Below are 14,800 nucleotides of genomic sequence, written 5' to 3'. Positions count from 1 at the left end.
AATGTTATTTCTTAAAGAAGCTGTGCGCTAAAGGTGTCGCATTGGTTAGCTTTACCTGTTTTATAGCCTTGGGTGAACCAGTGTTCACGCTGTTGTGAGGTGCCGTGCGTAAAGGAGTCAGGTACAACATAGCCTTGAGCCTGCTTTTGTAAGCGATCATCGCCAATGGCTTGGGCAGCGTTAAGCGCATCTTTTAAATCACCTGGTTCGAGCCAATTGTGACGCTGTTGTGCATGATGTGCCCAAACACCAGCTAAACAATCTGCTTGTAATTCTTGACGCACAAGAAGGCCGTTATGACCTTCTACACGTTCGCCTCGTTGGCGGGCAGCTTGTACGTGAGTAGAAACACCTAATAAAGTTTGGACATGATGGCCCACTTCGTGGGCGATTACATAGGCTTGAGCGAATTCACCAGTAGCGGCAAAACGCTGTTCCATTTCTGTAAAAAAGGAGAGGTCTAAGTACACTTGTTGATCGGCAGGACAATAGAAGGGGCCAATAGCTGCGTCTGCATAACCACAGGCTGAGCGTACGCTGCCACTGAAGAGCACAAGCTTAGGGTCTGTATAGTGGTTGCCAGCTTGGCTAAAGATGTCTCGCCAAGTATCTTCGGTATCACCTAAAATGGCGCGAACAAATTCACTTTGTGGATCGCTTTTTAACATCTCTGATTGTTCAGCGGTCTGGCCGCCTAGATTGATGCCGCCTTGCTGTACGGCTTGCCCTGCAATATTACTGATAATCTGTATCGGGTCTTGGCCGCTGACTAGTCCCATAATCACAATAGCTGCAATTGCAGCTAAACTTAAACCTTTGCCACTTCTGCGGCCCTTACCGCGCTGGTCGACGACGTTGTCGCTGCGGCGTGCTTTTTTCCAACGCATAGAGTGTCCTTCACTTTTAATCAGTTTGATATGGTTTTTATTTATTAGCAGTGTACCAAGTGATGGTTTCGAGTGAGGTGTCGGCGTTGACTTGCAACCAGCGGTCGGCATCTTCTTCACCATCGGCTTCTTGCCAACTACCTGTTGCACAGCGTACTTGTACTTGCAAGTACGCTGCGGCAGCTTGTGCGCATTCAAGGTCGGTGGCCCATGGGGTATTTTCGCTTTCGAGTAGTAAACTGTGCCATTTACCCACGGCATGCTCAAACCACACTGCAGGAATGTCGCCATATTGACAACGCGAGACGCGCCCTTTTTCTAGCCAAGTGCATACGGGCATATTTAAAGCAGTGGCTAGCCAAAGACTTACTGTACTGCGGTCACTGTCTTTGACATAAATTTCAATATCGGGCTGGCGCATTATTATTTATCTTCCATTTTTTCAATCCAATCATAGCGGATTGCTACTGTGGTTGTGAGTGGATGATTGATTACTGCTTGACGTTTTTCTGTGCTGGCACGCCAGCCGTGAGGAGTCATAGCTAATAAGTTTTCGCGTGCTTGAGCCTCATCTAAGGTGAGTTTGAAGCGTAAGGTTTCGCTGTGAATTAATTGCATGTTTACTGGGACATGTTGTAGGTGTTTGCTGTCGTCATAGTGATACACCTTATCGTAGAGTTTTTCGCGCAGTTCCAACAGGTGATCGCTGTGAGGCCCTATGCGTAAAACTGCACCACCAGGAGCAAGGACACGCTCAGCCTCAGCCCAGTCAATGGGGCTGAAAATGCTGGTAATGGCTTGACAGCTGTTGGAGGCTAATGGCAGGCGAGCCATGCTGGCCACGAGCCATGTAGTTTTCGCATCACGTTTACAAGCTTGTTTCACCGCATCGCGGGAAATATCAAGTGCATAACCTTGGCTATTGGGTATGGCTTGAGCAATATGTGCAGAGTAATAACCTTCGCCGCAACCAATATCGAGCCAACGCTGAGGTTGCCGTTCTTGCATTAAAGTCGCAAGACGTTGTGCTGCGGGGGCATAGTAACCTGCAGACAAAAAATCGCGGCGTGCTTGTACCATGGCGAGATTATCACCTGGTGCACGGCTTTTTTTATGTTGAACAGGCAGTAGGTTGAAATAGCCTTGGCGAGCGCGATCAAAGCTATGTTGAAAGATACAGCACACGCTATTTTCGTGTTCTGTCAGTGCCGATTGGCAGATGGGGCAAATAAGCATGTCGGTCCCCGAACCTTAGGTCATATATGGGCTAGATACAAAGATAAAAATATAGATTGTGCATTGTGCAGGACAACGCTAAGCAGTGCTGTAAAATACGTATACAGTGTAGTGAAATAGGTTGGATTTTGTAAGCGTTATCAGTTTTGCGTAAAGCTTTGCACTTCGAGTGTGAGGCTAGATAACGAGCGCTATGCGAGTATCTTCTTAATAAGCAATTAAAAGCCCTGTTGCACGATTAAGTGGGTTAAAACATCAAAAGCTTGAGTGCAGGTCTGTTCAGCAGCATGGTTAGAAGCACTACATTCGTCATTGGGTTTTGTTAATGAGCTCAGTCAGTGCGTTATTCAAGAACATAGTGTTTTTATGGTTGAACAGTCAAACTGTGTAACGTATTTGGATTGAGTGCACTTCAACTTGCAGTCGTCTAGCTGTAGGGATCTTCATTCTACTGGAGTAGAAGGTGACAAAGGGATAACTGTTAGAATGGGGTAACAAATTGTTGAGGTTATCGAATGGATGATTTGCGTTTTGGTGGTATTGCACGGTTGTATGGTGTAGAGGCTTTACAGCGCTTGCAGCACGCGCATGTGGCCGTGGTCGGTATAGGTGGTGTAGGCTCTTGGGCTGCCGAAGCTTTGGCACGATCTGGAGTGGGTGAGATCTCACTGTTTGATCTGGATGATATTTGTATCACTAATACCAATCGTCAGGCGCACGCGTTAAACGACACTGTGGGACAGATGAAAGTAGATGTCATGGCACAGCGTTTAAATATGATTAATCCCGATTGTAAAGTGCATGCAGTGGCGGACTTTGTCAATCAAGAAACGCTTGCCGACTACATCACCGAAGATTTGGATTTTGTTGTAGATTGTATCGATAGTGTGCAAGCTAAAGCGGCCTTAATTGCATGGTGCAAGCGTCGTAAAATACAAATCGTAACCACAGGTGGTGCTGGTGGACAGGTTGACCCAACGCAAATTCGTGTGGGTGATTTAAATAAAACTTTCAATGACCCACTGGCAGCTCGAGTGCGTTCATTATTGCGCAGTGAGTATGGTTTTTCTCGAACACCGGGACGGCATTATAGTGTGCCTTGCGTGTTTTCCACTGAGCAACTGCGTTATCCCAAGCCCGACGGTAGTGTATGTTCGAGTAAAAGTTTTGTTGGAGAAGGGGTGCGTTTAGACTGTGCGGGTGGTTTTGGAGCAGCGATGACAGTCACGGCCAGTTTTGGTTTAGTAGCGGCCGCACGGGCAATGGATAAACTGGTGGCAGGAGCTCGACGGCCTTCTGAGCGTCGCGTAATAGGGCACAGCAAGACTTAAAATGAGTCAGGGGTGAGCTGTAGAAAAGACACTCAAATATTGAACTAACATAAGGTTTGATCCTCTTAAAGTCGGTAGCCAGTGAACAGGTCGGCTGCTAAGATCATGATCTTTATACCCATAAGCCGTAAGGCATTAGGCAAGGATACTATTTAATGAAGTTACATCATTTAGCAGCTTCGGTTGCTGTACTCACTCTAGCATTAGTAGGCTGTGATAATAAATCTGAGTTAAAAACGCCGGCGCAAAAAGCATCTTACGGTATTGGTTTAAGTGTGGGTAAAAGCCTCAGTTCTGAGGGCATGGATGATTTAGATGCACAAGCTGTAGCTTTGGGTATTGAAGATGCCTTAAAGGATGAGCAACGTGTTGCTGATGAAGAGCTCATGGAGGCTTTTAGCTTTTTACAAGAGCGTGCGCAAGAGCGAATGGCAGCGTTAAACGATGAAACAGCTAGAGCAGGTGCTGATTTTTTAGTTGAAAACGCTAAGCGTGATGGTGTGAAAACTACAGAATCGGGGTTGCAATATGAGGTCTTAGAAGATGCTTCAGGAGCACAACCTAAACTTAATGATTCGGTGAGTGTGCACTACCACGGTACTTTAATTGATGGCAGTGTTTTCGATAGTTCTATTGACCGTGGTGAGCCTATTGAGTTTCCGGTGGGTGCAGTGATTCCAGGTTGGGTGGAAGGATTGCAGCTGATGAATGTCGGAGCTAAATATAAGTTTTATATACCTAGTGACTTGGCTTATGGGGCACAAAGCCCATCGCCAGCGATTCCTGCAAATTCTACTTTGATCTTTGAGGTGGAGTTGCTAGATATACCAAGTCAATCTGTGGAAGATGAAAAGGACACAGAAGCAGCTGACTGACGTCCTCCTTCCTCCTGCCCTGAGGGCGGGGATTCCTTTTGCTAGGCGACCATATCTAACATGTGATCATGTGCTTGATAAGGGTGAACTCACCCTTATCAAGCGGTAATGGCAATACCCAAGCTGTAACTTCGTCTTAGTTCGTGATTATAACGCCAGTATCAACATCCTCAAGGAAGGGTTGCGCTATTGGTTATCAGTTATAGAAACCCCCAGTGTGAGGGCGCTAGCTTAGTCAATTTGCATAACCACTGTTGAGGTGCAGGCACCCCATCAAGTCTGTGCATGAACTAGGAGCTCTCCACTTATAAAGTGGTGGGTCGTTCATACTATTTGGATAAAAATCAATGAGTGTACAAATTATTGCCCGTGATGGAGAACCAGAGTATGCGGTTTTACCTTGGGCAGAGTATCAAATGTTATTGCAAGCAGCAGGACGTGAATACAAACCGGCGATAGCTGCTCAAGAACAAAAAAAATTAGAAAGTTTGCGTGAACTTAAAGTGCTCCGTGAGCGGGCATCACTTACGTTAGAAGCTGTAGCACATGAAGCTGGCATCAGCCCGCATTATTTAGCAATGATTGAAAGCGGGGAGCGCGAGGCCAGTGATGTCATTAAGCGTACTTTGGCTCGCGCATTAAATATTCCAGGCTGGAAAGATGAGTGAAACTTTAGCATTGAATAATGAGCAATATATTGGCTTATTAAAATTGTTAGCGGTTGCTCAACAGCAACGCAGAGTGATGACTTATCGGCAAGTGATTGAGAAGTTACAACTTCCGGCTCCGAGTGTGCGGCGTTTGGCTACAACCTTAGAAAGGTTGGCACAGCAGGATCATCAGCATCAACGACCTTTACGCAGTGCTTTAGTAGTGAGTCAGGCTCAGCCAGCGCATCCGCAATTGGGGTTTATGGAGTACGTACAAAAATTGGGGCGATTTCAAGGGCATATGGATGAGTCGAACGTTGCTGCATGGCTTGAGACCGAGTTGGCACAAGTTTATTCATATAGTTATCCAGAGGTGTAAGCATGTTATTTGCTAAGTTACGTACCCAACTCGGTTATGCAATGGCGCGTAAGTTGTTTAATCAGCGCTGGGCAGTAGAGAATCAGCGTATTTGGGCTTGGATGCAAGAGCGTTTTGCTCGTATGAGTCGCTATGATGATGTGGATGCACGTGCTTTTTATGGTCATTTGTTGCTGCACCGTGGCCAAGGTTTAGGTGCTAAAAGTGAAGGGTTACGATTATTGGTTCAGGCTGCAGAGGCGGGAGATGCTAAGTCTGCTTATCAGGTGGGTATACATGCTTTGGAAGGGGCACTGAATGAGCCAGCAGATGCGGTTGAGGCGGTATATTGGTTAGAGTTAGCAGGGCGGGGTGGGCATCCACTGGCTTTACGGCGATTATTGCAACTTTATGAAGAGGGTGCGGCTCATTTACCTGCGAGTCCGGATGATGCACAGCGAGTTAAAGAGCATCTAGCGGTGGTGCAAGGGTTTATTTAAGTTTATTAATTGAATGAAAACTTATTTTATGTGGGCCATTTCAGTCGCTTAAAACTTGTAAAAAACGATGAGCAAGTCAGTACAGGACGTTGGCTGGGGTCAATTAAAAACAATGCTGGACTATAAATGCGCTCACGCAGGCATTGTTTTTAAGGAATTTGACGAAGCATACACCACCCAAAGCTGTTCGAGTTGCGGCAGCTTACCTGAATCGAGACCGAAAGGTATCGCAGGACTTGTAATAAGAGAATGGGCGTGCAGTGGGTGCGGTGTCACTCACGACCGCGATATAAACGCGGCACAAAACATTCTCGTGCTCGGGCATGGACGTCTAGCAGTAATAATCCCCGTCCTTTAGGTCGGGGAGGATGTCAATGAACTAGCGGCTGGCCATTGGCGAAAGCTTTAACCAGTCTAATAAAATACGCCCTGTTTCAGCTAAGTAAGCATCATCCTCGGGCTTCTTTTGAGCATCTTTTTCTGCTGCGGCAGCAATAATCTGATCGTCTTCATCTTCTTTGATTAAGGTCTTTAAGAGATCTTCGCCTTTACTGGCGCGGCGAGCATTTTCAAGGGCGAGTTGTTTTTGTTCAATTTTAGCGTATTCAGCGCGGCGCTCGGCTTCATTGAGACTGACGAGAGTGTCTTTCTGCAACCGCTGATTTAAAGCGAGTCGTTCGCGACTAAAGACAAAGTCAGGATCATTGTTAGTGCGTGCATTGTGACGCTGTTTTAGCTCGGCAATAAATGGTTGAAATGGATCTTTTTTAAGGTGGATAGCGGGCTTAATGCTATCCCAAGGCATGGCTTCAGGCAGAGCACTTTCCCCGATTTCATTGATGTCCATATCAGCTGGATAGCTGATATCAGGAATCACCCCTTTATGTTGTGTACTCTTACCTGAAACACGGTAGAATTTGGCCAAAGTCAGTTTCAATTCACCATGGTTGAGAGGCTGTATAGTCTGCACAGTACCCTTACCAAAAGTTTGTCCACCAATAATCAGCGCACGGCGGTAATCCTGCATTGCACCGGCAAAAATTTCTGAAGCAGAAGCCGATAAACGGTTTACCAGTACTGTAAGTGGGCCATCATAGAACACGCCTTCGTGATCATCAGTTAAGACGTCGATGCGGCCATCGCTATTGCGTACAAGGACTGTTGGGCCTTGCTCAATAAACAACCCAGTGAGTTCCGTCGCTTCTTGCAATGAGCCACCACCATTATTGCGTAAGTCTATGACGATGCCTTCCACTTGCTCATCTTGCAGTTCGGTGATGAGACGCTTCACATCACGAGTGGTGCTTTTATAATCTGGTTTGCCTGCACGGTAGGCCTTAAAGTCAAGGTAAAATGCTGGGATTTCAATGACTCCCAATTTGACTTGGCGCCCGTCTTGATCGAGGTTGAGAATCGATTTTTTCGCAGCTTGCTCTTCCAGTTTGACAGCTTCGCGGGTCAAAGTGATGACTTTGCTAGTCATATCATTTGGAGCATTACTGGCTGGAATAATTTCCAAACGCACCTGTGAGCCCTTAGGACCACGAATCAGCTTAACTACTTCATCTAATCGCCAGCCAATGACATCCACCAGTTCCTTTTGACCTTGACCAACGGCAATGATTTTGTCTGCAGGGGCTACTAGCTTGCTTTTTTCGGCTGGGCCTGCTGGGATTAATCGAACGATTTTTACGTGCTCATTATCACTTTGTAGCATAGCCCCAATACCTTCGAGCGAAAGGCTCATGTTGATATCAAAGTTTTCTGCATTGTCTGGTGATAGGTAGGTTGTATGTGGATCGTAGGTTTGCGCAAAAGCATTGATGTAGGTTTGGAATACATCTTCACTACGGGTTTGCTGTAAGCGTTTTTTTTGATTTTTGTAGCGTTTAGTCAACAGCTCTTCAATGGCTTTAGGTTCTTTATTAGCAATTTTTAAGCGCAGAATTTGATCCTTTAAGCGTTTGCGCCATAAATCTTTAAGAGCTTCTTCATCGGCTGCCCATGGGGCTTTCTCACGATCAGTTTCGAAGGTTTCAGTAAGGGTAAAGTCGATTGCATCAACACCTTTACTCAACTTTTCTAAAGCATAGTCAAGGTATTGGTCTTGGCGACTCAGTTGGCGGTTGTACATTGCATAGCCAGGCTTAAGATTGCCGGACTTAAGAAAATCATCAAACTGTGTTTCCCAACGATTAAACTCTTGAATATCTGTTGCCGTAAAGTAGACCCGTGCTGGATCTAGCATTTTTAAGTAGCCTGCATACATTTTTCGAGAACGGGCATCGTCCAAGGGGGGCTTGCTATAGTGGTGGCGTTTTAGTAGCTCAACCACGTTTAAACTGGCGATCATTTGGTCGCGGTCGGGTTGTAAGTAGTCCCATTGTTGTGCTTTGCTCATTGCATAGGATGCCGGCAAAGCCACAAGGCTAATTACTAAAGCCAAGGCAGAGCGAGTTAAAGTGTGCTTCATGCTGATTCTTTTATTGAGTGAGTTATGACGCATTTTAGGCCACCTAAAGTGTTTACAGTTCCATTGTAGGCTGTAATCGGTGAAAAATAGATAACAATGAATAATATAAGTAACAATATGGAGGCACAATGAAAGCATTGCAAGGTAGTGAAGGTCGTCCAACGTTGATTGAGTGTGAGACTCCCAACTGTGAGGCTGGACAGGTTCGTATTCGTGTTGTTGCTGCTGGCCTAAACCGTGCGGATTTATTACAAGCAGCAGGTTTGTATCCGCCACCGCCAGGAGTCACTGACGTGTTGGGGTTGGAGTGCGCTGGTGTGATTAGCGAAGTGAGCGAGCGTAGCGCTTGGAAAGTGGGGGATCGAGTCTGTGCTCTGTTGGCTGGTGGTGGAATGGCTGAAGAGGTGTGTGTTGATGAGCGTCACATATTACCGGTCCCTGAAGGGCTCAGCCTGTTAGAAGCAGCAGCGATTCCTGAGGTGTACGCTACTGCATGGCTGAATATCTTTCAATTAGGGCAAGTGCAGCCTGGTGAAAAAGTTTTAATTCATGCGGGAGCTAGCGGCGTAGGATCGGCAGCTATCCAGTTGTGCAAAGCTTTTGCTAGTCCATGTTGGGTGAGCGTTGGTTCTGCTGAGCGTTTAGCATACTGCGTCGATTTAGGGGCTGAAGGGGGTGTGGTACGGGGTGACAATATTGAAGGGTTGCATGATTTTGCCCCTTTTGATGTGATTCTCGATCCTGTTGGTGCCAATTATGCTGCACAGAACTTAAAGATGCTGGCAATGGAGGGGCGTTGGGTCAATATTGGTTTAATGGGGGGACGTCGTGCTGAATTGGATTTAGCGCAGTTGCTAGGTAAGCGAATTAAGTTGATTGGTTCTACTTTGCGTAGTCGCAGTGATGACTTTAAAGGTCAATTGATGGCGCAGTTGGCCGAAAAAGCGTGGCCACTCTTTACGCAAGGGAAGCTTCTTGCACAGGTGGATGAGGTATTTGCTTGGGATGATGCTGACGCTGCGTTTGCCCGGTTAGCTAGTAATCAAGTGAATGGTAAGGTTGTGTTACACATCTCTGAAGAGTAAAGCTGTGGTCCTGAATCGGGCTGTAATATCTTGAGGAGGCACCGTAGGTTTTGTTGAGTACAGTGTGCAAACTTACGGTGCCTAAAGGTTGTATCTGGTGTCAGTGTTGATTGACCTCTGTGTAACTCTAGGTTCACTCACTCTTGAGTGGCAGTGTCAAGTCTTATGCGGACTATTAAGTTAAGTACATCGCCTGCCATACACAGTAAATGGCAAAGGCTAGGAAGCTGGCTGCTGCAAAAGAACGAATTAACTTAAGCGGTAAGTGTTCGGCAGCAAAATTTCCCATGAGCACCACTGGTGCATTCGCGAGAAGCATGCCGAGTGTGGTGCCACAGACGACAAGCCAGAAATAATCAAACTGAGCAGCGAGCATGACCGTAGCAACTTGAGTTTTATCGCCCATTTCAGCTAAAAAGAAAGCTACTAAAGTAGCTATAAAGGGTCCATATTTGGAGATAATATGGCCATCAGTATCCAGTTTGTCGGGAATTAAAGTCCAGATTGCTACAGCAAGAAAGCTAGCAGCTAAAATCCAGAGCAAGGTTGATTGCTCAAACAGTTGTGAGACTTGGTGGCCAATGCCCGCAGCGATAAAATGGTTGGCCAAGGTAGCGATTAAAATACCGAGGATTATGGGAACTGGCTTGCGATAACGTGCAGCAAGTAATAGCGCGAGTAGTTGAGTTTTGTCACCGATTTCGGCAAGGGCAACAATACTCGTAGAAATCAGCAATGTGTCAAACATAAGTTAACCTTAGGGCGGACAGACGAAATAATCATGGCATACATAGCCTTGCCACCCAGGAAGATTATGTATGTCATGAGTCTCGTCAGCCCCAGTGTATGTTATGGCGTACTGCAACATAACTTAGGGTATACACGCCATGATCAAAGGATCAAGTATGTTGACGTGCATGCTATGGCTTACTCCATAGCCGACTACTCCCTCAAGAAGGTTGCTATCTTAAGTAACTCACACCTTTAAATCAATCTGGTTTTGATGAGGCTGGAGCATCATCCGTCGTGGTGACTTGGCGGATAGATAGACGGATTTCAGCTGGCAGTACTCGCTTTGCGGCACTTTCCGCTAAAGTGCCTAGTCTATCGTGATAGCTCAATTTGCCTTCATCGTCAGTTTGTATGACACCTTCGTTAATCAATGTTTGAATAAAGTGACGGAATAGGCTTTTATCAAAAAACTCCGGTGCATTTAAACCATGCAGAATAGATAAACGCTGTGCCATAACCGTGCAGAGTTCTTCTAATTGTTGCGCATCAAGTGCATTTTGCCCCTTATTGAGCAGTAAGGCGATGGCCATATAAAAGCGTTGCAGAGTCTGAATAAGGGTGCGCGCCAGTAAGCTGAGCAAGACATATTGAGTGGAGCTTGGTGCAGGACGCTGATAGGTCTCACCGTCACGTTGTAATAAACCGTGCTCTATAAAACAGGTTAACCATTGATCAACGACGCTTTCGATTTCATCAGCTGCGTAATGGGTAAAGAGCTCTGCTTGTAAATAGGGATAGAGAGCGTGGGTTAATTCTAAAATGTGTTCTCGGGTCATGCGGGCATTGCTGTGAAAAAAACTGGCCAATAACGCAGGGAGTGCAAACACGTGCAGTACATTATTGCGGTAATAGGTCATGAGCACCGCATTGTTTTCATCCAAGTAATAAATACGACCTAGAGCATCCTGCTGTTCGCTGATTAATTTCATCTGGTGCACATGTGTAATTATGCTGAGGCCATCACCTTCGGTCACACTAGTGTGTTTGGAATAGGGTACGCTGCGCAGTAAAGAGAGGTATAAATTAATGATGCGTGTCAGTGCATTTTCATCTAGGGCTAAGCGCTGTGTGGAAAGCATCGCTAAGGCGACTAAGTTGACGGGGTTAATGTCTGCTGCTGCATTGATATATCGAGCAATATGGGTGGCTAATTGTTGTGCTGCAGGGCCAGTAAAGGTTTTGCGTTCTTCGAGTGGGATGTGTTGCCAGTTGTGGTGCTGTGCATTTAAGAAGTCAGCCAGTTTTAACGGTTGACCAAAATTCACCGCAACTTTGCCGAAACGTTGTTTGCGAATAGCAGCGATAACACGAAATACATCAAAGAAAGATTCTTTTTTCTTGTTGGCGCCTCGTAACTCGCCTAGATAGGTACGACCTTCTAAAACACGTTCATAACCGATATACACCGGTACAAAAACAATGGGTAAGCGTTGTGAGCGTAAGAAGCTACTTAGTGTAAGAGCAAGCATGCCAGTTTTGGGTTGTAAGGTACGCCCCGTACGTGAGCGGCCCCCTTCAATAAAATACTCTACTGGAAAGCCTTTATTAAATAAGGTATGCATGTACTCGTTAAAAACACTTGTATATAAGGGGTTTCCACGGAAAGTGCGGCGCATGAAGAAAGCACCGCCACGGCGTAGCAAACGACCAATAATAGGCATGTTGAGGTTAATGCCTGCGGCGATGTGTGGAGGAGTTAAGCCGTTGGTAAATAACAAATATGACATTAACAGATAGTCAATATGGCTGCGGTGGCATGGTACGTAGATGACTTCATGTCCGTGAGCTACTTCGCGTACGCCTTCTATGTGGTTGACTTTTATTCCATCATAAAACTTATTCCAAAACCAACTGAGTACCAATTCTAAAAAGCGAATGGCTATATAAGAGTAGTCTGAAGCAATTTCATTGGCGTACTTCAATGCGCGTTTTTGTGCTTTTTCTAGGCTGATGCCTTCGCGATCAGCTGTTAGGGTAATATTTTTCTGAACTTCTGGCTCATGGATCAGCGCCTTGACTAAGGTGCGACGGTGGGATAGATCGGGACCTATCACGGCGGCCTTGCTATTGCGAAAGTGTACGCGAAGTAGACGGTGCAGCATACGTTGAGTGCGCACTTGGCCTTTACCTTGGTCAGTCAGTTCGGATAATTGTAAAGGAGCAGAAAATTGCACACGCGTTTTATGACCTAAAATCAAAACTTGAAAAAAACGGCGTAAGCGACCTGTCACTGCCCAGCTATCAGCAAAGATAAGTTTCCATGGACTGGTTTCACGGTCGGGGGACTGCCCCCAGTACACGCTAATAGGTACCACTTGCACATTTTTCAAGTGGCCGGCGTCCACTGCGCAGACCAATTGCTTTAAGGTTGGCGCAATATGCTGCTTACTTTTACGACCTGTCCAGTTGGGTTCTTGGCGTAAGTAAAAAAAGCAGCTGAGGTGTTCTAAACTGGGTTCGTTAAAGCGTTCGACTGGACGGTGTAGGCCAGCTTTCCGGCACTCATTGTCCAGCACAATAAGATCGCTTATAGACGGTTGTTGCAGTACATAAACTAAGGGTAGGTCACTACGTAGGTTATGAAAGACGCTGTTATCGATGGTTTCTGAACGCACCCAAATTAATAATAAGTGTCGTAAGACTGAAAAGTATAGGCGACGTATTGATGGTAAAAACATAAAGAAATCAGCCTCAAATGAATCAGAACTACCTGCGGGAAAGTGAAAATCCGTGAGTGAGTGCATGTACGCAATGGTTGATAGGTTACGCTTTTCAGACCCGTTGTGGGGGTAAAATTATTCACAGTGCAGCTATAAAGTAATAATTGTCATTTAAATACTGAGCTTGGCTGTTATGCTCTTTCTTTTTATAAAGTGTAATGGCACAGTTTTGTGGTTTTTAATCGCGAGTGGATTGTGCGGTAAACCTGCAGTGATGATGTAGAAGGGTAAACAATAATGATCAAAGTAGCGCACTTAACAAAACGCTTTGTGCAGCAGGTCGCAGTGGATGATTTATCATTTACCATTGAGCCAGGTGAAGTGGTGGGTTTTTTGGGGCCGAATGGTGCCGGTAAATCCACTACCATGAAAATGCTAACGGGTTTTTTAGCACCTTGTGAAGGTAGCATCAGTATTTGTGGTTTTGATATTGAGAGACAGACGTTAAAGGCTCAACGTCAGATAGGGTATTTGCCAGAAGGTGCGCCTTGCTATGGTGATATGACAGTTGGTGATTTTCTTGTATTTATTGCTCAGATCCGTGGTTACCGTGGGCAAGCATTGAAAGAGCGTGTCATGCGTGCCATTGCTTTGGTTGAACTTGAGCAGGTTGTTGAACAGAGTATTGAAACTTTATCTAAGGGTTTTAAACGTCGTGTGGGGTTGGCGCAAGCCGTGTTGCATGAGCCACAAGTTTTGATTTTAGATGAGCCCACGGATGGCCTTGATCCAAACCAAAAGCATCAAGTGCGCAAACTGATTAAAAACTTAGCGGTGGGGCGCATTGTGATTATCTCAACGCATATTTTAGAAGAGGTCGGTGCACTCTGTACTCGAGCGATGCTGATCCATCAAGGGCGTTTGCTAGTGGATGAAACTCCTTACGCTTTGCAAAGCCGCTCCCGTTATCATCAAGCAGTAACTTTGTTGCCAGAGCAGCCACTAGATCGTCAGTTACTGCAGTCGGTACCAGGTGTGCTTGCTGTGGAGGAGAATCCATTGGATGGTAGCTTGACTCTCGTTGCGGCACCTGGTCAGGTGATTTTCCCAGCAATTAATCAACTGATTTATCAGCAAGGCTGGCAGGTGCGTGAATTAGAAGTGGAGCGCGGCCGGTTGGATGAAGTGTTTCGTAGTTTGACACGTGGAGATGCTGCATGAAACAGCTGCCGATTATTTTTAAACGAGAGTTTTCTAGTTTTTTTGCGACGCCTTTAGCTTATGTGTTTTTATTGATTTTCTTGGTGTTAACCAGTGTATTTACTTTTTATTTAGGCGATTTCTATGAAAGTGGTCAGGCTGACTTACTTCCATTTTTTAACTTTCACCCTTGGTTATATTTATTATTAGTACCAGCCTTAGCTATGCGTATGTGGTCTGAGGAACGTAAAAGCGGCACCATCGAATTGCTGATGACTTTACCTATTACGCGTTTTGAAAGTGTTGTCGGAAAATTCTTAGCGGCTTGGGTATTTGCGGGTATCGCTTTATTGTTGACCTTTCCTATGGTTTTAACGGTGAATTATTTAGGCAATCCTGATAATGGAGCTATTTTGACTGGTTATATAGGCAGTTGGTTGTTGGCTGGATCCTACTTAGCCGTAGGGGCTTGTATGTCAGCTTGGGCAAAAAACCAAGTCATCGCCTTTATTTTAACGGTCAGTGTGTGTTTCGTTTTTGTACTGAGTGGCTTTTCATTGGTGCTGGACATATTTACAGGTTGGGCGCCGCAGTGGCTGATTGATACAGTCGCTTCTTTTAGTTTTTTAACACGCTTTCAAGCAATCAGTAAAGGCGTGATCGATGTGCGTGATCTGCTTTATTTTGCCAGTTTTATAGCTGCATGGCTGATGGCAACGGCGGTGGTTATTGATTTAAAGAAGGCAGACTAAT

The 14,800-nt window shown here is 45.6% G+C and carries 15 protein-coding genes and 1 riboswitch; of the genes, 9 read left to right on the top strand and 6 right to left on the bottom strand.

Annotated elements, in window-relative coordinates; genetic code table 11:
* Window positions 1-11: 11 nt before the first annotated feature.
* The 3 genes from ypfJ to TOI97_RS03690 are packed head-to-tail and all read right to left on the bottom strand — an operon-like array spanning window position 12 to window position 2,123.
* Entirely contained in the window at window positions 12-887 is an 876-nt protein-coding gene (gene ypfJ, locus TOI97_RS03700) for a KPN_02809 family neutral zinc metallopeptidase (RefSeq protein ID WP_321552776.1), read from the bottom strand.
* Window positions 888-924: 37 nt separating this feature from the next.
* A complete protein-coding gene (locus TOI97_RS03695) occupies window positions 925-1,308 on the bottom strand; it encodes a hypothetical protein (RefSeq protein WP_321552775.1) in 384 nt (127 codons plus the stop codon).
* A 2-nt stretch (window positions 1,309-1,310) separates the two neighbouring features.
* Window positions 1,311-2,123: a putative RNA methyltransferase gene (locus TOI97_RS03690; protein WP_321552774.1), complete on the bottom strand. Its 813-nt coding sequence runs from the start codon at window positions 2,121-2,123 to the stop codon at window positions 1,311-1,313.
* A gap of 515 nt (window positions 2,124-2,638) precedes the next feature.
* Between TOI97_RS03690 and tcdA the strand changes: the two genes are divergently transcribed.
* The 6 genes from tcdA (at window position 2,639) to TOI97_RS03660 (ending at window position 6,195) form a co-directional block, all read left to right on the top strand.
* Window positions 2,639-3,454: a tRNA cyclic N6-threonylcarbamoyladenosine(37) synthase TcdA gene (tcdA, locus tag TOI97_RS03685; RefSeq protein WP_321552773.1), complete on the top strand. Its 816-nt coding sequence runs from the start codon at window positions 2,639-2,641 to the stop codon at window positions 3,452-3,454.
* A gap of 155 nt (window positions 3,455-3,609) precedes the next feature.
* Complete coding sequence (locus TOI97_RS03680; RefSeq protein WP_321552772.1) at window positions 3,610-4,329, top strand: FKBP-type peptidyl-prolyl cis-trans isomerase; 720 nt, start codon at window positions 3,610-3,612, stop codon at window positions 4,327-4,329.
* Window positions 4,330-4,676: 347 nt separating this feature from the next.
* Window positions 4,677-4,997, top strand: coding sequence for a helix-turn-helix transcriptional regulator (locus tag TOI97_RS03675; RefSeq protein WP_321552771.1), 321 nt, complete (start codon window positions 4,677-4,679; stop codon window positions 4,995-4,997).
* Window positions 4,990-5,358, top strand: a complete 369-nt coding sequence (locus TOI97_RS03670; RefSeq protein ID WP_321552770.1) for a hypothetical protein — start codon at window positions 4,990-4,992, stop codon at window positions 5,356-5,358. The genes TOI97_RS03675 and TOI97_RS03670 overlap by 8 nt, the downstream gene beginning before the upstream one ends.
* A 2-nt stretch (window positions 5,359-5,360) precedes the next feature.
* On the top strand, window positions 5,361-5,837 hold the full coding sequence (locus tag TOI97_RS03665; protein WP_321552769.1) for an SEL1-like repeat protein: 477 nt from the start codon (window positions 5,361-5,363) through the stop codon (window positions 5,835-5,837).
* Between the two features lie 67 nt (window positions 5,838-5,904).
* Entirely contained in the window at window positions 5,905-6,195 is a 291-nt protein-coding gene (locus TOI97_RS03660; protein ID WP_321552768.1) for a transposase, read from the top strand.
* Window positions 6,196-6,216: 21 nt separating this feature from the next.
* Here the strand turns inward: TOI97_RS03660 and TOI97_RS03655 are convergent, their stop codons facing one another.
* The gene (locus tag TOI97_RS03655) at window positions 6,217-8,310 is read right to left on the bottom strand and encodes a carboxy terminal-processing peptidase (RefSeq protein WP_456077544.1); all 2,094 of its coding nucleotides are present in this window, start codon (window positions 8,308-8,310) and stop codon (window positions 6,217-6,219) included.
* 128 nt (window positions 8,311-8,438) lie between these two features.
* Here TOI97_RS03655 and TOI97_RS03650 point away from each other — a divergent pair, with 128 nt between their 5' ends.
* A complete protein-coding gene (locus TOI97_RS03650) occupies window positions 8,439-9,395 on the top strand; it encodes an NAD(P)H-quinone oxidoreductase (RefSeq protein ID WP_321552766.1) in 957 nt (318 codons plus the stop codon).
* Window positions 9,396-9,570: 175 nt separating this feature from the next.
* Here TOI97_RS03650 and TOI97_RS03645 read toward each other — a convergent pair whose 3' ends face one another.
* Both TOI97_RS03645 and plsB read right to left on the bottom strand, forming a co-directional pair.
* Window positions 9,571-10,143 carry a TMEM165/GDT1 family protein gene (locus TOI97_RS03645; protein ID WP_321552765.1) on the bottom strand — a complete coding sequence of 191 codons (573 nt, stop codon included), beginning with the start codon at window positions 10,141-10,143 and terminating at the stop codon, window positions 9,571-9,573.
* A gap of 5 nt (window positions 10,144-10,148) precedes the next feature.
* Window positions 10,149-10,345, bottom strand: a riboswitch (yybP-ykoY riboswitch).
* Window positions 10,346-10,384: 39 nt separating this feature from the next.
* The gene (gene plsB / locus TOI97_RS03640; RefSeq protein WP_321552764.1) at window positions 10,385-12,865 is read right to left on the bottom strand and encodes a glycerol-3-phosphate 1-O-acyltransferase PlsB; all 2,481 of its coding nucleotides are present in this window, start codon (window positions 12,863-12,865) and stop codon (window positions 10,385-10,387) included.
* A gap of 279 nt (window positions 12,866-13,144) precedes the next feature.
* Between plsB and TOI97_RS03635 the strand changes: the two genes are divergently transcribed.
* Both TOI97_RS03635 and TOI97_RS03630 read left to right on the top strand, forming a co-directional pair.
* Window positions 13,145-14,068 (top strand): ABC transporter ATP-binding protein, encoded by a 924-nt coding sequence (locus TOI97_RS03635; protein ID WP_321552763.1) that lies wholly within the window; start codon window positions 13,145-13,147, stop codon window positions 14,066-14,068.
* Window positions 14,065-14,799, top strand: a complete 735-nt coding sequence (locus TOI97_RS03630; protein ID WP_321552762.1) for an ABC transporter permease subunit — start codon at window positions 14,065-14,067, stop codon at window positions 14,797-14,799. The genes TOI97_RS03635 and TOI97_RS03630 overlap by 4 nt, the downstream gene beginning before the upstream one ends.
* The last annotated feature ends 1 nt before the right edge of the window (window position 14,800 follow it).

It is taken from the genome of Denitrificimonas halotolerans (genome assembly GCF_034259425.1).
In the GTDB taxonomy this organism is placed as follows: Bacteria; Pseudomonadota; Gammaproteobacteria; order Pseudomonadales; family Pseudomonadaceae; genus Denitrificimonas; species Denitrificimonas halotolerans.
Note: the sequence above shows the minus strand (reverse complement) of the source record. Positions and strands in the feature narration are given on the sequence as shown.